This window comes from Rhodococcus globerulus (assembly GCF_019334125.1).
Classification (GTDB): domain Bacteria; phylum Actinomycetota; class Actinomycetes; order Mycobacteriales; family Mycobacteriaceae; genus Rhodococcus_F; species Rhodococcus_F globerula.
The window spans coordinates 1350739-1369193 of sequence record NZ_CP079698.1 but is presented as its reverse complement, the minus strand read 5'-3'; the positions used below and the strand labels follow the sequence as shown (position 1 = coordinate 1369193).

The following is an 18455-nucleotide window of genomic DNA, read 5'->3' as shown; positions in this document are numbered from 1 at the left end:
AGCGGCGCCGGCACTGATTCCGAGAGGTTCTCGACTGATGGACGGGGGAAGGTAGCGTCACACAGTGTGATTTCTCTTCGGCGGACTCGACTACGCACTGCCCTTCTCATCGGTTGCTCAACGGCAGCGGTCAGCGCGCTGATCGGAGTGCTGTGGGCGTTCCTGGCGCCGGCCGAGCATCTGTTGGTTGTCGCCGAGGGCCGCGGAATTGCGCTGACCGGGGAGAGTCTTCATCAGTTCGATGCGGTCGCGATCTTTTTCCTGCTTGCCTTGATTCTCGGTGTTCTCACCGGGGTGGCCGCGTGGCTCGCGAGACTCAGCCGAGGGCCGTACGCGCTCGGCGGGTTGATCGTCGGTTCAGTGCTCGGTACTGCACTGATGGCTGCAGTGGGCACCGGCATCGCGAAGTTGCGATTTCCGTCCGTCGACAATCCGGCGGTGGGGGAGATCATCGCGCGGGCGCCCGGCATCGGCACGTTGCTTGTGCTGATCGTTCAGCCGTTGGCGGCGTGCATCACGACATTGGTTCTTGTGGCACTGAGCCCGTACGACGACCTCGGGGTTGCCGACCATGCGGACGACGCGGACGTCGAGGCTGATGTGTTGTCGGAGCCCGCGACGCAGGAATTGTCCTGACGGTTGGTCTAGCAGACGCCTAATTGTCCGTTGTCGTTCATACTCAGCGCGTGCCTGTATTCGAAGCTGACATCGCCCGTCCGCGCGCCACAGTAACCACTCCTGAGGTGTTGCTGGGTGGTAGGTCTGCTCGCAAGGTTGTGACCCGCTCGCAACTAGCGCTGTGGAACGACGCCGAGCGGGGTCACGATTCGCTCGCAACGATACTGGCGCAGAACACGATTCGGGCGCAGGACTTGCTGCCCATCCGGCATGGCCGAATGGCGGCATCTCCGTGGACGTACTTCCGGGGCGCGGCCGCGGTCATGGCCGCCGATCTCGGATCGGCGCCGAGCACCGGCATCGGGGTGCAGTTGTGTGGAGATGCCCACGTGCTGAACTTCGGGCTCTGGGCCACCCCGGAACGCAACTTGTCCTTCGATCTCCGCGACTTCGACGAAACCCTTCCAGGCCCGTTCGAGTGGGACGTCAAGAGACTCGCCGCAAGCATCGTTGTCCTCGCCCGTGAGAACGGAGTTTCCGAGGGCCGTGCAGAAGCGGCGACGGTGGCAGCAATGAGGGCCTACCGCGACAAGATCCAGTCCTACGCTGCAACCCCCGAAATCGACATCTGGTACGACCGCATCGACGTTGACCGTCTGCTGGGCTACTTCACCCCGGATACTGCCCTGCGCGCCGGGAAAATGATCGAAACCAAAGCTCAGCGTCGAACCAGTCGGGGAGCGTCACGCAAACTTACGGATTTGGTCGACGGTCGGCGACGTATCCGTGAAGAGCCACCGTTCCGCACGCACGTCGGCGACAGTCAGGTCGAACTTGTCACCGAGGTCGTGGCCGGTTACAGCACTTCGGTTCCGGACCATATCTGGAGTCTGCTCTCGCGATATCGGGCATCGGACGTGGTGCGGCAAGTGGTGGGTGTCGGCAGCGTCGGGATGCGTGTCTATCTTGCACTTCTCGAAGAGCGTCGGACCGGCGATCCGTTTTTCCTCCAGATCAAGCAAGCCGGGCGCTCGGTGTACGAGGGATACGTCGAACCGAGCAGATACTCGAACTCCGGTGAGCGAGTTGTCCAGGGGCAACGCATGCTTCAGAGTGCGACAGACATGTTCGTCGGGTGGACCAGTGTTGGCGGCATGGATTTCTACGTTCGACAATTCCGCGACATGAAGGTCATTCCCGACGGCGCAACCATCGGACCGTACCTCGCCGAATTCGCAAGTGCGTGTGGGGAAGTGCTGGCTCGTGCTCATGCCCGCAGCGGTGACGCGAGCGCGATCTCCGAATATCTCGGCCAGTCGGACAAAGCCGTTGTGGCTTTGGCGAAGTTCGCACGCCGGTACGCGGATCAGAACGAGCGCGATCACGCACAGTTGGTTGCGGCGATTGCCCGTGGATCGGTGGCGCGTGCTCCCGGTTGGTGACGGTGGACCGCGCGAGCCAGGCCGAGGACGCTCAACGGGTATTTTGCGAACTCGCTGCGAAACACGACGCCGTGGCCTTGGTCTTGGTCAGCGAAAGCCCCATGCCACCGATCATTCGTCCTTCCTAGGCCGAATCCCCAGAGTTCTCACAGAATGAGCACAACGGCAGCACAAGATTGTGGGCTTACATAGGAGTCACAGTGATTGATTCCTCGAAGGAGATGCCGCAATGAGTGCTCACACAGTTGATCTCGACCGGGGAGTGGTGTTGGTGACCGATATCGGCCGCGATCACGGAACGCGTGTTGCCGCCGAGTTCCTTGCTGCCGGCTGGAATGTGGCAGTGACGGCTCGGAGCGTTACGGAACTGGTTCGGATCATGGCTGGCAAGCCGGCGCATCGGTTCTTCGCGGTTGTCGCGGATCCGACGGATCGTTGGCAGGCAGATCGTATCCTCGATCGGGTGACGGTGCGTTTCGGCACGATCAATAGAATCGTCGATCCAGCGGGCGTTATCGCATCAGTCTGGCATACGCGGGAAAGTGCCGATGCTGTTGCCTGACAGTGATATTCGCAGTCAGCTTGGCGGTCGTAGAGCCGCAAACTCGTCCGTCACGCGCAGAGTGGAGTCGGTGAAGCGGTAGAGCGCCGGCGGACGGCCACCTGATTTCCCGGACGGCGCCGTGTTTCCGGTGGCGGTGAGCACACCGCGTCGGCAAAGGACTCGATGCAGATTGGTTGCATCCACCTGGTATCCAAGTGCAGCGCAATAGATTTCACGCAGAGTCGACATCGCGAACTCGTCTGGAGCCAGGCCGAAGCCGATGTTCGTGTAGGAGAGCTTGGCGGCCAGTCGGTTGCGGGCGTGCCGAACAACAGTGCCGTGGTCGAAAGACATCTCCGGCAGTTGCGACACGGGGTGCCACGCAGTGTCGGACGGAAGTTGAGGGTCCGCGCTCAAGGGAACCAGTCCCAGGAAGGTCGACGCGATGCGGCGCCCACCCGGAACGCGCTGCGGATCGCTGAAAACGGACAGTTGTTCGAGATGTGCGACCTTACGCAGATCGACCTTGTCGGCGAGGAGTCTGCGAGCCGACGTGGTGAGGTCCTCGTCGTCACGCAGGGTGCCGCCGGGCAGTGACCATGTGCCCTTCTGTGGATCGAGCGCGCGCTGCCACAGCAGGACGGCAAGTTCTTCACGTTCATCGGTGCTGTGAGCGCCGTCACCTGCGGTGATGTCAGTGGGAAAGGCTCGAACCTGGAACACCGCTGTGAGCACTTCGTGGGTGGTGTTACTATTGGGCACGTTTTCGATCCTAAGTCGAAAACCTCGATAACGGAAATCCGGGCCAGCCCGTTCGGATTTGAACTGGGTGATGAGCCTGGGTTCACGGTGAAGGAGAACGCCATGACGACCACGACGTTGTGGGAGGGATCGACCTCGCAGATTCACGACGGCCCCGGCGGTTACGCAGGAGTCGAAGCGACCCCCGAGTGGGCTGCCGAGGTCAAACGTCTGGCTCGCGAACGCGGTGCCACGATTCTGGCGCACAATTACCAGCTTCCCGCTATTCAGGATGTCGCCGACCACGTCGGTGACTCTCTTGCCCTCTCGCGTATCGCGGCGGAGGCCCCCGAAGACACGATCGTGTTCTGCGGCGTCCACTTCATGGCCGAGACCGCCAAGATTCTGTCGCCGTCCAAGACGGTGCTGATTCCGGACGAGCGCGCCGGTTGCTCGTTGGCTGATTCCATCAACGCGGAGCAACTTCGCGAGTGGAAGGCGGACAACCCGAACGCCCTCGTCGTGTCCTATGTCAACACCACGGCCGAGGTCAAGGGCCTGACGGACATCTGCTGCACGTCGTCCAATGCAGTCGACGTGGTCAACTCCATTGATCCCGACCGGGAAGTTCTCTTCCTCCCGGACCAGTTCCTCGGAGCCCACGTCAAGCGCGTCACAGGCCGCACCAACATGCAGATCTGGGCCGGTGAATGCCACGTCCACGCGGGTATCAACGGTGACGAGTTGACGGCGAAGTCCAAGGCTCACCCCGATGCCGAGCTTTTTGTGCACCCTGAATGCGGTTGTGCCACTTCGGCTCTGTACTTGGCCGGTGAAGGTGCGGTTCCGGCGGACAAGGTCAAGATCCTCTCCACCGGTGGCATGCTCGACGCTGCCCGCGTCACGAAGAGCAAGCAGGTTCTGGTCGCCACGGAAATCGGCATGCTGCACCAGTTGCGTAAAGCCGCACCGGATGTCGACTTCCAGGCGGTGAATGACCGCGCGTCGTGCCCGTACATGAAGATGATCACTCCGGCCGCGTTGCTTCGTTGCCTCCTCGAAGGCAAGGACGAGGTTCACGTCGACCTCGAGATGGCCAAGCGTGCTCAGAAATCTGTGCAGCGCATGATCGAGATCGGTAATCCGGGCGGCGGCGAGTGACGAGCCCTGCCGGGCGCTACGCCTGGGAGGCGCATGCCGATCTTGTTGTGGTCGGCGGCGGCGTTGCGGGGCTCACAGCTGCGCGCGTCGCGTCGATGCGCGGGTTGAAGGTGCTCACTGTCAGCAAGGGCGGTCCGACCGATACGTCGACGCAGTATGCGCAGGGCGGGATTGCCGTCGTGGGCGACTTGAGTACCGATTCGGTGGATTCACATGTCGCCGATACCTGCGAAGCCGGTGTCGGACTGTGCGACGAAGCAGCGGTGTACTCCGTTGTGGAAGCAGGGCACGAGGCAGTCGCGGCACTGGCCGCGCTCGGTGCAGTGTTCGATCGTGGGCGTGACGGCGAAGTGTCCCGTACCCGCGAGGGTGGCCACAGCACCAGGCGAATCATCCACGCCGGTGGAGACGCCACCGGCGCGGAAGTGCAGCGGGCACTCAACGCCGCTGGTCTCCCGGTCCTGTTCGGCGCCGCTGCCGTGCAGGTAGTCACCAATCGGCGCGGTGTGTGCGGGCTTGTCGTGTCCTCCCCGGACGGCCTGGGCGTGATCCATGCGCCTGCTGTTCTGTTGGCGACGGGTGGTCTCGGCCAGTTGTACTCGTGCAGTACCAATCCGCCCGGTGCAACCGCTGACGGTATCGCGCTGGCGCTCGCAGCTGGTGCGTCGGTCGCCGACCTCGAATTCGTGCAGTTCCACCCGACGGTTCTGTTCACTCCCGGCGGCCTCGGTCGACGGCCGCTGATCAGTGAGGCCGTACGCGGTGAGGGTGCAATTCTTGTTGACACCAACGGTGATTCGGTGACTGCAGGAGTTCACCCACTTGGTGATCTGGCGCCCCGTGACGTCGTCTCGCGGGCAATTGCCGCGCGTCTGCGTGACCTGGGCAGCGATCATGTGTACCTCGACGCTCGAAAACTCGACGGGTTCTCGACGCGATTCCCGAACATCACGGCCTCGTGCCTCGAGGCGGGCATAGATCCTCGGACGCAGCTGATTCCGGTTGCTCCCGCCGCCCACTACTCGTGTGGTGGTGTCGCGACGGACGTCCACGGACGTACCGGAGTTCCGGGACTCTATGCGGCGGGAGAAGTTGCCCGTACCGGTCTGCACGGTGCCAATCGCCTTGCATCCAATAGTCTTCTCGAAGGATTGGTCGTTGGGGAGCGAGCCGGGATCGCCGCCGCGGAGCGACGTGAGGTTCACGCCGAGGTTGTCAACGTCGCCAGCGCACCGCTGCCGATATTGCCCCGCGAGGCCGTTCAGACGATCATGACTACTCACGCATCGGTTGTTCGAGACGGCGCCGGCCTCGAAGCTGCACGCACCGGCCTTGCGAATGCGGAACTCACTCTTGCAGTGAATGCCGAGGAACTCGAGGACGCCGCGTTGACGGTGACTGCGACGGCACTGGTTGCGGTCGCCGCTGCACGTACCGAGAGCCGCGGGTGCCACACCCGCACCGATTACCCGGAAACCGATCCCGATCAGCGTCGCAGCATCCGCATCAAGCGCGGTGCCGATGGCGAGATGGAAATACACGACATGTTGTTGACAGGAGCCCACCGATGACCGCGCAGAAGACCTTGCCGGCCCCCCTCGAGCTTGACGAAGTCCTGACGCTGGTTCGACTCGCTTTGGACGAAGATCTTCGCTATGGACCAGACGTCACCTCCGTTGCGACAGTTCCCGCTGACGCGACCGCGAAGGCGTCGGTTGTCTCGCGCGCCGAAGGGACGGTTGCGGGAATCGATGTCGGACTGCTTGTCCTCGACGAAGTGATCGGCGCGGGCAACTACGACGTGGTCGATCGTGTTGCCGACGGCACCCGTGTGGTTCCCGGCCAATCGGTGCTGACCGTTGAAGCGCCTACCCGCGGACTGCTCACGGCGGAGCGGACGATGCTCAACTTGGTGTGCCACCTGTCCGGAATCGCCACCGCTACAGCGGCTTGGGTTGATGCCGTTGCCGGCACCGATGCGAAGATCCGCGACAGCCGCAAGACCCTTCCCGGTCTGCGCGCGCTGCAGAAGTACGCCGTCCAGGTCGGTGGGGGAGTCAATCACCGCATGGGTCTCGGTGACGCGGCTTTGATCAAGGACAATCATGTTGCTGCCGCCGGATCTGTCGTCGCAGCACTGCGGGCTGTGCGTGAACTTGCGCCAGACATCGAGTGCGAGGTCGAGGTAGACACCCTCGAGCAGCTTGATCTGGTGCTTGCCGAAAATGTCGAACTAATTCTGCTGGACAACTTCCCGCTGTGGCAGACCCAGATCGCGGTGCAGCGACGTAACACCGCGTCGCCCACGACCAAGCTCGAATCTTCCGGCGGTCTGAGTCTCGACGTTGCCGCCGAGTACGCGGGTACCGGAGTCGATTATCTGGCGGTCGGTGCCCTCACGCACTCTGTGACGGTTCTGGATCTCGGTCTGGATATGTGACTCTCATGGCCGCCGCCTGTTCGGGGGCGGCCATGAGAGCATGTGTGGTGTCGGCCGTCAGGTCGTCAGGTCGTCAGGCGAAGCTGGATCAGAACGTGGTCGGTCTCGGCATCGGTGTAGCGTCCCGTTTCCTCGAAACCCATGATGTCGTAGAAGCGTCGTGCCGATCCGTTGAGTTCGTAAACCTCGAGCGTCACCGCTCCGTGCAGTGTCGTTGCATGCTCGACGAGCAGCCGCCCGATTCCGAGTCGTTGAGCCTGTGGTGACACGAACAGGCCGCCGATCTCTGCTCCCAGTAGGCCGAGCAGTCCCACAACCTGCTCGTCGGTTTCGGCAACCCAGTTGTCTGCCTTCACGAGGTAGATGTCGCGCATCTTCGCCTCACGTGCACCTTCGCCCTCGCCGTCGATAAAGGGGTGTGCGAGTTTTGATGCCTGCGACCACAATTCGATGACGGCATCCTCGTCGGAGGGCCGATAGGGTCGAATCTTCACGATGTTGGCGCCTGTTGAGTCCACGGCATCACCCTAGGTCATCTCGAGTTCACAGGAATCTCGCAGCCACTGTGCAGTGGCGTCGCGGGTCCGCGCGCGAAGGTAGTGAATATCACCACCTGTGAAGGGACTCATGATGACCGCAGTTCTGAATCCGGCGCCGACGCGGCCGCCGGCGCCCCCTGTCCATCACGGCGACCCGTCACAGTCGTGGATTGGTACCCGCGGCGCCGCATCGGCCTTGACTGCGCTTCTCGTAGGCACCGCAGTTCTCTACCTGTGGAACCTGAGCGCAAGTGGTTATGCCAACACCTTCTATGCGGCAGCGGCTCAGGCAGGTTCGCAGGACTGGAAAGCTTGGTTCTTCGGATCGTTGGACACGTCCAACTTCATCACCGTCGACAAACCACCCGCGTCGCTGTGGGTAATGGGGTTGTCAGGACGAATCTTCGGATTCTCGAGCCTGAGTCTGCTTGTGCCGCAGGCGTTGATGGGAGTTGGTTCGGTTGCGCTCGTCTACGCGGCAGTGAAACGCTTCGCGACTCCGACAGCGGGGCTCATTGCGGGCGCCGTTCTCGCGGCAACACCCGCGGCTGCGCTCATGTTCAAGTTCGACAATCCCGATGCCTTGTTAGTGCTCCTGATGACACTGGCGGGTTACTGGGTGGTTCGAGCAGTCGAGACGTCGGTGGGCCGACGCGCCGCGATGTGGATTGCTCTCACCGGCATTGCTCTCGGCTTTGCATTCCTCACCAAGATGCTGCAGGGCCTGATGGTGCTGCCCGCGTTCGGCCTGGCGTATCTGGTTGCCGGACAGGCCAGGTTGCGCGCCCGGGTTCTGCACCTTGCGATCGGTGTTGGTGCGGTGATCCTGGCGGCCGGGTGGTGGGTGCTGGCCGTGTGGCTCTGGCCCGCAGATTCGAGGCCGTACATCGGGGGCTCGATCAACAACAGCGTCATGGATCTTGTCCTCGGGTACAACGGGCTCGGTCGGATCTTCGGGAATTCCGGTGGCGGTGGCGGCGGAATGAGTGGCGGCGCTGCAGGTTCGAGCTTCGGCGGGAGCACGGGCCTCGATCGGTTGTTCGGAAGTGAGATGGGAATTCAGATCTCGTGGCTGATCCCCGCTGCGCTGATTGCACTTGTTCTCGGACTGATAGCGCGTGGTCGTGCCCCGAGAACCGATCTGTTGCGGGCGTCGATGATCGTCTGGGGCGGCTGGTTCCTGGTGACGGGGCTGATCTTCAGCTACATGTCCGGCACCATCCATCCCTACTACACCGTGTCGTTGGCTCCCGCGATTGCCGGAATGATCGCAGCCGGCGGATACGCATTGTGGTTGGAACGGTCGCGGTGGATCGGGCGACTCGGCCTGGCATCAATGATGCTTGCTGCGGGAATCTGGAGTTGGGTTCTCCTGCATCGCAATTCCGACTGGCTACCGGCTCTCGAATGGATCGTACTGGCAGGGACTGTCGTCGGCGCGGCACTGATTCTCCTCGGCGCCAGGAATCGGTTCCGGAAGTTGGTGATCGCGGGGCTGGTCGTCGGATCGTTGGCCGGCATCGGAGGCTCAGCCTCGTACTCAATCGCCACCGCAGCAACAGCTCACGGTGGATCTATCCCCACGGCCGGCCCGGCCGGTGCCGTCTCAATTGCGCCGACCCCATCGGCCGGTACGGGTGCCAACAGTTCCGAGCTGACAGCCATGCTGATCGGCGCAGGCACCCGCTGGTCCGCAGCAACCAACGGGTCGCAGAGTGCCGCGACGTACGAGTTGGCGAGCAATACTGCCGTGATGGCGACCGGTGGTTGGAGTTCGGACCCAGCACCCACGTTGGACCAGTTCATCTCCTATGTCACGAACGGCGATGTCCACTATTACGTCGCTGGTGGTCAGGGCGGTGGCCGCGGCGGCGGTGACAGTACGTCGAGTGCAATCCAAGCCTGGGTGGAAGCCAATTTCGAAGGCACAACCGTCGGGAATGCAACGGTTTACGACCTCAGTGGCTACGCCGACTAGGCAGGGCAGGTGCCCGGTCGCCGGACACTGTCGGTCATGATCGAACAATGCCTGGAACCGAGGAGCGTCTGCCGAAGGATCGGCGTCAACGATGGACGTGGCGCGACACCGCGTTTATCGCGGTGGTCGTGCTGCTGGGCGCCGGTGCGGCGCGCCTGACGCAGGACGACGGCCCGGCTGCGATTCCCGGTTGTGAATCCGTCGAAGCGGCCGGGGAGGTGGAGAGTTTTCTGGTCGCCACGATCGGGGGTGACGACCCCGGGTACAACGATCCTGACTATCCGTGGTTCTCCAAGTCGAAAGCAGACGCGATGCGTAGGGCGGTGACTGAGGCACTACCGGTGGACGCCAGACTTGAAGACCCGGGATTCGCCTTCATATTTCCGCCAGTGCACAACTTCGGCGAGGCCCGGTCGCCCGAATCGGCGGAGGAATTGACCCTCGGTGGTTCGACCACTGCACTTGGTGACATAGCCCGCGGTGATGCGCGAGCAACGGTCTCGGTGGATGTTCGAGAATGGACAGGACCGATTCCGTCGTGTGTCGAAGGTTCCGTAGATCGGCGTGAAGTGCGTGCCGACGGAACAGTTCTCGACTTCTACGAGGCGAAAGACGCTGCCAGTCCATATGCTCAGGACTTTGTCGTAGTCTACGTCCCCGGTGTCAGTCGCGTCTTCGCCTCGGTAACCGGATTTGACGGATCGGACGCGCAAGTCCTGTCGACGGACGAGTTGGTCGACGTCGCTCTCGCGCCAGGTTTTGCTGTGACAGAAGATATTCCGCCGGCGACATTCTGTGGCATTCTCACGGTGATGGACGAGGGTGGGGTGGACGAAGACGACGTGTCGAGGCTCAACGCCGTACTTGACGAGCGATGGCGGTGGCTCGGAACAACCGGCGTCACGCTTGACCGTCCGTTGGGTTCGCTGGTGCCAGACGACTCGGGCAGCGGCCTGTGTGGGGACGTTGTCGTGAGCGCGCCGGGTGCGGCAGCGAACCTGCAAATCTCGATTACCCGGAACGAATTCCGCTTGCTCGAGAACGCCGTAATCCTGCCCGACGATACGTTGATCAGTCGCACCGAGAACCCCGGCACAAGTTCGGTGGCCGTCCAGCATCCGTCCGGCGAGACTGTTGTTGTGCGAACGGTGACGCACACTGTGTCGCCGCTGGTAATCGAGCAACTCGAGTTGATTGCGACGTCACCCGGTCTCGAAATTGCGCCGAGCTAGGGAAGGTTCGATGGAACTGGCAGAATCAGAGGGTATTTGCCGCTTCGACTAGCTGGAGGCAACAAAAAATGGGCGACGTCAGCCCGGCGCGGGGTGGGGACTTTTCCGCGTGGTTCATCGACCAGTTTGCGACGTATTGGCAGTCGGGCGGTGGTGCTCGCATCGAGGGCCGGATCGCCGGCTATCTGCTCATCAGTGAATCTCCGGGAGTCAGTGCCGAGGAGTTGGCCATTGCTCTCGACACCAGTCGTGGATCTGTCTCCAACTACATTCGACGGCTTATCGATCGTGGATTTGTGAAGCTCGTTCGTAAGCCTCGCGATCGAACTCATTATTACGTCATGGATTCCGACGTGTGGGGCGGCTTCCTCGAGAACGAGCACCAGTACCTCGAGAATCAGCGCACGCTCGCGACCGAGGCACTCCAGTATGCAAACCCCAACGGCCCCGCCTACATTCGTGTGCTGAACATGCGCGACTACATGGGCTGGATCATCGACAATCGCATGCTGGGCAGTGAATGGGCTCGATTCAAGGAAGTACGGGACGGGGCAGTTCGGGACGGGCCAGTTCGGGACGAGGCAGGACAAGATAGAGCAGGGCCCGCACCTGAATAAGGTACGGGCCCTGCGGGTCTCGCCGGATTTATTTGTTCAGTTTTGCGACTGCCTCGTCGATCATCGGTGCGTAGCGCTCGAGTGACCACGGGACGGTCAAGGGATTGATCATCGATGATCCCGTCACAAAAGGCTGGTCCGTCGGGGCGATGATAGTTCCTCGTGCGACGGCCGGAATCTGCTGATAGGCGGGCTGCGCTTCGATTTCGGCCCGGTTCGCGGGATCGGAGTAGAAGGTGAACAGCAGATCCGAATTGTTCAGGAGGTGGGCATTCTCGAGGCCGATCACTGCAGAATCGGTACCTTCGGACTCGGTCAGCGTGTTCACGACGGGATCAACCTGCAAGCCCAGTCCGCGAACCATGGCAACACGCTGCTCTTCGGCGAAGAACACGCCGAGTGTTCCTGGGCCGGTGTTGTAGATGAACGAGAAGCTTACGTCTGCGTAATCGGGATGTGCTGCAGACGATTTCGCGAACTGGTCTTTGATCTTGTCGATCTCGGCGGTGGCTTTCCCGGTTTCGCCCATGGCCTTTCCGATCACGTTGATCTGCTCTTCCCATGTGATGGTCCACGGGCTTTCCTCGTACGCAACGGTGGGTGCAAAGGCGTTGAGGGAGTCGAACTGCTGCTGGGTGATACCGGACCATGGTGCGAGGATCAGATCGGGATCAAGAGCGATGATCGCTTCGATGTTCAGATCGGCTCCGCCGGTGAACTGCTCGGGGAGTTCACCGCCTTGTTCGGTGACTGCCTCGTGAACCCAGGGGAGGTAGCCGGATTCGTCACTGCCCCATGAATATTTCTCGACGCCGACGGGAATGGTACCCAGCGCGATGACTGTCTCGGCGGAACCCATGCCGAGCGTGACGATCCGCTCCGGCTTCTCGGTGATGACTGCCTTGCCGAGAGCATGCTCGATAGTGACGGTCTCGAAGTTGCCGGTATTGGTGTCGGTGGTGTCGCTGCTACTGGTACTGCAACCGCCGATTGCCAGGGCGGCGATGACAAGTCCACTCAGGAGCGCAGACCGGCGGAGGGATCGCACGGGGGCGTATCGCATGAAGAGCCTTTCGGTGTCGAGGCGCCGGAGTGCTCTTGTGGCTCTCGTGGATCGCCGAGCAAGATGGACTAGCGCACAGGAAGCATAGGCTAGCCTTCCCTGAACTTTCAAGTCAATTGAAAGTTCAGACCGCCTGCACCGGTTGTTCAGTCCGTCGGCATGGATCCCAGGCGGGCCAGGAGTGGCGCCGCGTCGACAAGTTTGGCCGCGTCGTCAGGATCCATTCCCGCCAAGAGGCTTCGAATGCCGTCGGCCCACATCTGGTCGATCTTCTGGTTGTTGTGGGTGGCCACTGGGGTTTGATGCAGGCGGAACGAGCGTCCGTCGCTGGGATCGGATCGCTTCTCGAGTAGGCCTTGGTCCACCAGTCGGCGAACCGTTGTGCTGACGTTGCTGCTTTGCAAGTTCAAGGCGCGCGCGATCTCCGACACCGTACTGCCGGGATGTTCCTCGATTACGCGGAGGACTTCGATCTCGGAATGGGGGAGTCGGGACAAGCCTGCCTCCTTCTCGCCGAAGCGCCGCAATGCCCACACCACCGAACGCGCCGTATGTGCCAAGCGCTGGACGTCGTCATCTGTTGCAACCGATTTGTTGGACACGAACCCAGTCTAGACGTTAAGCTATATATAAATCTATATCTATTTCTAGATATAGCTGTAGGGTAAAACTGGATGAAGGATCAATGTGAAACAGCACGTGCAGGAAGCAGACGCCATGGTGGAGTCCGACCCGGTGTCTGTGTCGGACGCGGGACACGCGACACATCTACCCGCCAAGATCATCGCAACATTGGCTCTGTTGGCGGCTGTGGCACCACTGGCCATCGACATGTATCTGCCGGCATTCCCTGAGATGTCGGTGGAGTTCGATACCAGTGCATCAGCCGTACAGCTGACACTCACGACCTTCCTGGTCGGCCTTGCCCTTGGACAGCTTGTGTTCGGCCCGCTCTCCGATCGGTACGGTCGACGGCCGTTACTTCTCATCGGGACTGCGGCTTGCGCCGTCTTCAGTGCGGGTGCCGCACTGGCGCCGAGTATCGAACTTCTGGCCGCAGCGCGCTTTGTGCAGGGCTTTGCCGGGGCGGCGGGAATTGTCCTGGGCCGCGCAGTGATCTCCGATCGTGCCCGCGGTGCCGCTGCGGCAAAATTGTTCAGCCTGCTCGTGGTGATCAACGCAGTAGCACCGGTAATCGCGCCGCTACTCGGCGGTGTTGTTGTCACTAATTTCGGGTGGCGTGGCGTGTTCTGGGTTCTGACAGTGCTGTCCGCGTTGATGTTCGTGTGCGTCCTTGCATTGGTATCGGAAACGCTCCCGAAGGAATTGCGCACCACCGGCGGCGCTGCCGCGATGCTGGGTGAGGCTCGAAACGTTCTGCGGAACCGCCGGTACGTCGGGTTCACCCTCGCGTACGCCTTCGCTTTTGGTGTCATGTTTGCGTACATCTCTGCGTCACCGTTTGTCCTGCAGAATGTGCACGGACTCTCCACTGCTTGGTACACAGTTGTTTTCACCGTCAACGCGGTCGGCCTTGTGATCTTCAGCGTCGCCAACGGCGGGGTTGTCGCGAGACTAGGTGACCGGGTGACGTTGCGGATCGGCCTCACCTTGCTCGCGGTGTTTTCGACAGTCATGCTGATCAATGCGCTTGCCGGGCCCGTTCTGTGGATCACTCTGATCGCGTTGTGGTGCACGATGGCCAGCCTCGGCCTTGTCATCGCCAACGCCACAACCTTGGCGCTCGGTGAGGCGCGGCAGGCCGCCGGTACCGGATCGGCAGTGCTTGGTGCGCTGCAGTTCCTGCTCGCTGCTGCGATTTCCCCGCTCGTCGGGATCGGCGGGGAGGGCACCGCCCTGCCTATGGCCATCGCAATGGTCGTCAGTGCGCTCATCGCGCTGTCGGCGCTTGCCCTGACGAGAGGGAAGGCTTCAGCAGACGCGCAGTAATCTGTGCCGAACTCGCCACAGCCGACCCGGGACACCACCAGTCCCGGGTCGGTTTTCACGTGGAAGGAGTCGAAATATCACCCTCAGTGGGTGATGTCCGACCGCCAGTGGCCGGATACATTTCAGCTACTCGTTTCCTCGAAGTAGAACTGCGCGAAGTAGAAGTGCGCGAGAGAACAGTGCAGGTTGAAGCAAGGCGGTCAGCGGATTTTGCTCAATTCACCGACGGATAAACGGACATATGGGAAAGATTGCGCGAAAGCGTCGTGTTCGGTTCGCGGAGTACGCCTAGCTGAAAGGGCTTTGCCTCATGCTCATCATCGGAATGATCTTGTTCGGAACCGTCATCGGAGCGGGTGCCCAGTTGATTCTCGGTGGCAACACCCGACGATTGGACTGGCCCTTCGCTTTCATCGCGGGAATTGGTGGATCGCTGGTCGGCGGCTTGCTCGTGAGTCTGATTGCGGGTGACGGACTTTCATTGCGTCCCAGTGGAATCATCGGCTCGCTGGTCGGAGCTGTCCTGATCACCGCAGGCTGGCAGTGGTACCGCCGGACTTCGAGCAACGCTGCGCATTCCACCGATCGCTAACTTTCATCGTCGACATCTCCTTCTGCGAGAGGCAAGAATATGACCGACACATCGTCACCGTCACACGCTCATCCGGTGCGCAGTGGCATCGCGACCGGCACAAATTTTGCAGCAGCAGCCCTTCTCTTCATTGTCGGCATCATTTCCCTCCTTCAAGGGATTTCGGCTGTCGCGAACGACGACCTTTTTGTTGTCGGGGTCAACTACGTCTACGAATTCGATGTGACGACGTGGGGTTGGATTCACATAGCCCTGGGCGTCGTTGGCCTCGCGATTGCCATCGGAATGATGATGGCTGCCACGTGGGCGCGTATCGCTGCGATCCTGATTGCAGCGCTCTCGATCATCGCGAACTTCCTGTGGCTTCCGCATTATCCGCTCTGGTCGATCCTGATCATCGCGCTCGATGTCATTGTTATCTGGGCCGTAGCCACCTGGGATGCCGAGGACTGACCAAGCGAGGCTCGAAGCGTCTCGGCAGAAGGTGCCTCGAGGTGTTTTCCGAGTTATTCGTGTCTCCCGGCTTTTGCTCTTGAGGATGCACGTCGCCATCTAGTGTGTGATTGGTGACCACAGAAAAGCCCATACAGGGCAGCGGACGCCGCGCGGGCGGACGGTTGTCGCGGGGGGTTGTTGCCGCCTACGCCGCGGGAAGTGTCGGGACGGGTGGTTTTGGCGTCCTGCCAGGATTGGTACTGGCGTACTACCTCACCGACACCTTGGGCGTCGCGGCTGGTTTGGCGTCGCTGGTAGTAATTGTTCCCAAGATTGCGGACGTACTTGTCGATCCGCTGATCGGCACGGTCAGCGATCGAAGTTCGCATCGAACGGGCACGCGCGTACCCCTGATGTTGGCGGGTTCGCTTGCCCTTCCGTTGCTCTTCGTACTCACCTTTGCTGCACCGGTGTCAGCCGGCCCGGGTGTCGGCGCGGTGTGGGTACTGGTGTTTTTCCTGCTGGCAGCGAGCGCCTACAGCCTGTTCCAAGTGCCGTACATCGCCCTGCCTACAGAACTGACGGGCGACTATCACGAGCGAACTCGATTGGTGTCCGTCCGAATAGCGGTACTGGCCTTGGCAATTCTTGTGATCGGTGGCGGGGGACCAGCGCTTCGCAACGCTGCTGGAGGTGGGGCTGCGGGCTATCTGGTGATGGCCGTGGGCGTGTCGGCGTTGATGTGCGGGGCAATGCTCTGGGCGGTATTCGGCGCGGCGCGGCGCACGGTGACACGCGCCGATGCCCCGGTGGGCTCATTGCTCTCGCAGTATCGCGACGGATTCGACGCAGTTCGCAGTACGCGATCGTTCCGTTTGCTCGTGATCGTGTTTGTCCTGCAAGCCCTCGCGACGGCCGTGATGTTGGGCGGTGCCCAGTATCTCGCGACGTATGTCATGGGGAACGAAGACGCCATCACGTGGCTGTTCGCGGCGTTGGTCGGCCCGGCGCTGGTCATCATGCCGCTGTGGTACCGCTATTCCCATCGCCACGGCAAGCTCCGCGGATATGTTGTCGCATCGACGGTCTTTGTTGTCGCCACACTGCTTTTGGCGTTCGCTGCAGTTGACGCCGGAGCGTGGATCTACGGTGCGGTCGGACTGGCGGGCGTCGGCTACGCCGGAATGCAGGTATTTCCGTTGGCCATGCTTCCCGACGTAATCGAAGACGATGCCCGCATCGGCGGACGCCAACGAGGCGGCTCGCTCAGCGGGATCTGGACGGCAGCAGAAACCGCGGGTCTTGCACTCGGACCAGCAGTGTTCCTGCTGTTTCTGGCGTCGACAGGCTTTGTGTCCTCGCAGGCAGGGGAGACGGTTGACCAGCCGGACTCCGCAATCACCGGCATCGCCCTCGGATTCTCTCTGGCCCCGGCCGCTCTGGTCGCGATCAGCCTTGTCGTCTTACGCGCATACAGCAGTGAACAGGAGCACGATGACCGCCAGTGACACCAACTCTTTTCTTGGTAATACCTCGATCGAGCAACGGTCTGCGGAAGTGCTGGAGAGACTCCGCAGCCTGCGTGAACAGGACGCCCCCACCCACGGTGGGCGAGTTCTGTCTTACGTGTACGACAGCGGACTGGCCGCGCTTGATCAGTTGGCCACGGACGCAGCGCAATTAGTACAACCCGTCAACGGGCTTGATCCCACGGTGTTTCCGTCCACCGCGGTGATGGAACGAGAACTCGTCGGGTTTGTCCGCGGATTCCTCCACGGAGATGGCGATGTTATCGGCAACGTCACCAGCGGTGGCACCGAAAGCTGTGTGCTGGCCGTCAAAGCCGCCCGCGACCTGCGCGGACTTCCGCCGGGAGAGGGATCGATAGTCCTGCCTACTACCGCTCATGCTGCTTTCCACAAGGCGGCGCACCTACTCGGACTCGAACTGATTCTCGTCGCTGTCGATCCCAATTCCGGTCGTGTGCGCGCCGCCGACATTGGATCGGCTCTGCGCAGCGACACGGTGCTGATCGTGGCGTCGGCACCGAGCTATCCGTTTGCTGCTCTAGACCCGATCGTCGAGATCGCGGAAATTGCTCGCACACAGTCGGTTCCGTTTCACGTCGATGCCTGCATCGGAGGGTTTGCCCTGCCCTGGTGGGGTGAACTGCCGGCCTGGGACTTCCAGGTTCCCGGTGTCACCAGTATCTCGGCCGACGTACACAAGTACGGCTACTCGCCAAAAGGTGCGTCGGTTCTTCTGTACCGGGGGCGAGATCTGCACCGTAAGCAGTACTTCGGTCTTACAGCGTGGCCCGGATATCCCGTGGTCAATCCGACACTGATGGGGTCGAAATCCGTTGCCGCCCTGGCTGGAGCCTGGTCCATCACCCAAGTGCTGGGCGAATCGGGTTACGCCGACCTGGTTGCGCGCGCTCACCGGGCAACTGCCTCGCTCGTGGACACGATTGGCGGCATCGACGGTTTGCGCGTCGTCGGAACGCCGGTCGGCCCACTCTTCGCAGTAGCGGCGGATGTGGGAGTGCCGCCGGACCGCCAGGTCGATCCGCATCGCTGGGCCACCGCCGTCGGAGTTCGAGGGTTTGTGCTCCAGGGGCAACCTGCGTCGACGCAACCCGACGGCACTGCATTGCCGCGAACCACACATCTCACGATCACACCCGTCACGGACAGTGTGCTGACCGAGCTGACCACGGCATTGTTGTTGGGGGCCGACGATGTTCGCGGCCTTCCCGCGGCCGGGCCGCCGCCCGCGCTGGCCGAGCTGGCCGGCGCGTTCGAGCGCGGTGACGTAAGTGTCGACGACGTTCGCGCATTGCCGAGTGAGGCTGTTGCGGCAGCGCTCGTGTCGGCGGGGCTGGATCCGAAGGGCGCGGGCGACTCGCCCCTCGACATGGCTGCGGTCCTCGCCGCCGTCGAGTCCTTGCCCCGCGAGGTCACGACGCGACTGCTGGTGGAGTTCCTGGCTGGACTCGTGGAACCCTGATTCGAACGGCTTGCGTCGCATCAAAACCTCACATATGCCGCGAAATTTCGCTGTCCCGGGCGTAGATTTCGAGTATCGGAGGCTGTCGTTTCGG

18 protein-coding genes are annotated in these 18455 nt (G+C 61.8%); 14 read left to right on the top strand and 4 right to left on the bottom strand.

The annotated features are described in order from the left end of the window. Window positions 1–66 precede the first annotated feature (66 nt). The 3 genes from KYT97_RS06050 to KYT97_RS06040 all read left to right on the top strand — a co-directional run bounded on the left by KYT97_RS06050 (window position 67) and on the right by KYT97_RS06040 (window position 2622). Window positions 67–636: a DUF2567 domain-containing protein gene (locus tag KYT97_RS06050; RefSeq protein ID WP_095886471.1), complete on the top strand. Its 570-nt coding sequence runs from the start codon at window positions 67–69 to the stop codon at window positions 634–636. A gap of 50 nt (window positions 637–686) precedes the next feature. Next, the gene (locus tag KYT97_RS06045; protein WP_415395479.1) at window positions 687–2060 is read left to right on the top strand and encodes a DUF2252 domain-containing protein; all 1374 of its coding nucleotides are present in this window, start codon (window positions 687–689) and stop codon (window positions 2058–2060) included. A gap of 229 nt (window positions 2061–2289) precedes the next feature. Next, entirely contained in the window at window positions 2290–2622 is a 333-nt protein-coding gene (locus tag KYT97_RS06040; protein ID WP_219111924.1) for an SDR family NAD(P)-dependent oxidoreductase, read from the top strand. A 15-nt stretch (window positions 2623–2637) separates the two neighbouring features. Here the strand turns inward: KYT97_RS06040 and KYT97_RS06035 are convergent, their stop codons facing one another. Further along, entirely contained in the window at window positions 2638–3366 is a 729-nt protein-coding gene (locus KYT97_RS06035; RefSeq protein WP_033230933.1) for an NUDIX hydrolase, read from the bottom strand. 102 nt (window positions 3367–3468) lie between these two features. On the opposite strand from KYT97_RS06035, the gene nadA reads away from it, so the two are divergent. From nadA to nadC, 3 genes are read left to right on the top strand one after another with little or no spacing between them, the layout of a single operon-like run. After that, window positions 3469–4506 carry a quinolinate synthase NadA gene (nadA, locus tag KYT97_RS06030; protein ID WP_033230932.1) on the top strand — a complete coding sequence of 346 codons (1038 nt, stop codon included), beginning with the start codon at window positions 3469–3471 and terminating at the stop codon, window positions 4504–4506. Beyond that, window positions 4503–6077, top strand: coding sequence for an L-aspartate oxidase (locus tag KYT97_RS06025; protein ID WP_092800504.1), 1575 nt, complete (start codon window positions 4503–4505; stop codon window positions 6075–6077). Before nadA ends, KYT97_RS06025 begins: the two co-directional genes overlap by 4 nt. Further along, window positions 6074–6946, top strand: coding sequence for a carboxylating nicotinate-nucleotide diphosphorylase (gene nadC, locus KYT97_RS06020; RefSeq protein WP_219111923.1), 873 nt, complete (start codon window positions 6074–6076; stop codon window positions 6944–6946). The genes KYT97_RS06025 and nadC overlap by 4 nt, the downstream gene beginning before the upstream one ends. A gap of 65 nt (window positions 6947–7011) precedes the next feature. Here the strand turns inward: nadC and KYT97_RS06015 are convergent, their stop codons facing one another. Further along, window positions 7012–7464, bottom strand: coding sequence for a GNAT family N-acetyltransferase (locus tag KYT97_RS06015; RefSeq protein WP_033230929.1), 453 nt, complete (start codon window positions 7462–7464; stop codon window positions 7012–7014). Window positions 7465–7576: 112 nt separating this feature from the next. On the opposite strand from KYT97_RS06015, the gene KYT97_RS06010 reads away from it, so the two are divergent. The 3 genes from KYT97_RS06010 to KYT97_RS06000 all read left to right on the top strand — a co-directional run bounded on the left by KYT97_RS06010 (window position 7577) and on the right by KYT97_RS06000 (window position 11312). Then, window positions 7577–9463: a glycosyltransferase family 39 protein gene (locus KYT97_RS06010; protein ID WP_219111922.1), complete on the top strand. Its 1887-nt coding sequence runs from the start codon at window positions 7577–7579 to the stop codon at window positions 9461–9463. A 47-nt stretch (window positions 9464–9510) separates the two neighbouring features. After that, a complete protein-coding gene (locus tag KYT97_RS06005) occupies window positions 9511–10695 on the top strand; it encodes a hypothetical protein (protein WP_219111921.1) in 1185 nt (394 codons plus the stop codon). 68 nt (window positions 10696–10763) lie between these two features. Next, window positions 10764–11312, top strand: coding sequence for a GbsR/MarR family transcriptional regulator (locus KYT97_RS06000; protein ID WP_219111920.1), 549 nt, complete (start codon window positions 10764–10766; stop codon window positions 11310–11312). Window positions 11313–11340: 28 nt separating this feature from the next. On the opposite strand, the gene KYT97_RS05995 is transcribed toward KYT97_RS06000, so the two are convergent. Together KYT97_RS05995 and KYT97_RS05990 are read right to left on the bottom strand one after the other, a co-directional pair. Next, window positions 11341–12375 (bottom strand): iron-siderophore ABC transporter substrate-binding protein, encoded by a 1035-nt coding sequence (locus KYT97_RS05995; RefSeq protein ID WP_045070188.1) that lies wholly within the window; start codon window positions 12373–12375, stop codon window positions 11341–11343. Between the two features lie 146 nt (window positions 12376–12521). Beyond that, window positions 12522–12977: a MarR family winged helix-turn-helix transcriptional regulator gene (locus KYT97_RS05990; protein WP_095886466.1), complete on the bottom strand. Its 456-nt coding sequence runs from the start codon at window positions 12975–12977 to the stop codon at window positions 12522–12524. Window positions 12978–13062: 85 nt separating this feature from the next. Between KYT97_RS05990 and KYT97_RS05985 the strand changes: the two genes are divergently transcribed. The 5 genes from KYT97_RS05985 to KYT97_RS05965 all read left to right on the top strand — a co-directional run bounded on the left by KYT97_RS05985 (window position 13063) and on the right by KYT97_RS05965 (window position 18361). Further along, complete coding sequence (locus KYT97_RS05985; RefSeq protein WP_245006031.1) at window positions 13063–14325, top strand: multidrug effflux MFS transporter; 1263 nt, start codon at window positions 13063–13065, stop codon at window positions 14323–14325. A 310-nt stretch (window positions 14326–14635) separates the two neighbouring features. Next, window positions 14636–14917: a hypothetical protein gene (locus KYT97_RS05980; protein WP_033230926.1), complete on the top strand. Its 282-nt coding sequence runs from the start codon at window positions 14636–14638 to the stop codon at window positions 14915–14917. 39 nt (window positions 14918–14956) lie between these two features. Then, window positions 14957–15370, top strand: a complete 414-nt coding sequence (locus KYT97_RS05975) for a DUF7144 family membrane protein (protein WP_033230925.1) — start codon at window positions 14957–14959, stop codon at window positions 15368–15370. Window positions 15371–15483: 113 nt separating this feature from the next. Beyond that, window positions 15484–16860 (top strand): MFS transporter, encoded by a 1377-nt coding sequence (locus KYT97_RS05970; protein ID WP_415395478.1) that lies wholly within the window; start codon window positions 15484–15486, stop codon window positions 16858–16860. Continuing rightward, window positions 16847–18361 carry a pyridoxal phosphate-dependent decarboxylase family protein gene (locus KYT97_RS05965; RefSeq protein WP_219111919.1) on the top strand — a complete coding sequence of 505 codons (1515 nt, stop codon included), beginning with the start codon at window positions 16847–16849 and terminating at the stop codon, window positions 18359–18361. Before KYT97_RS05970 ends, KYT97_RS05965 begins: the two co-directional genes overlap by 14 nt. The last annotated feature ends 94 nt before the right edge of the window (window positions 18362–18455 follow it).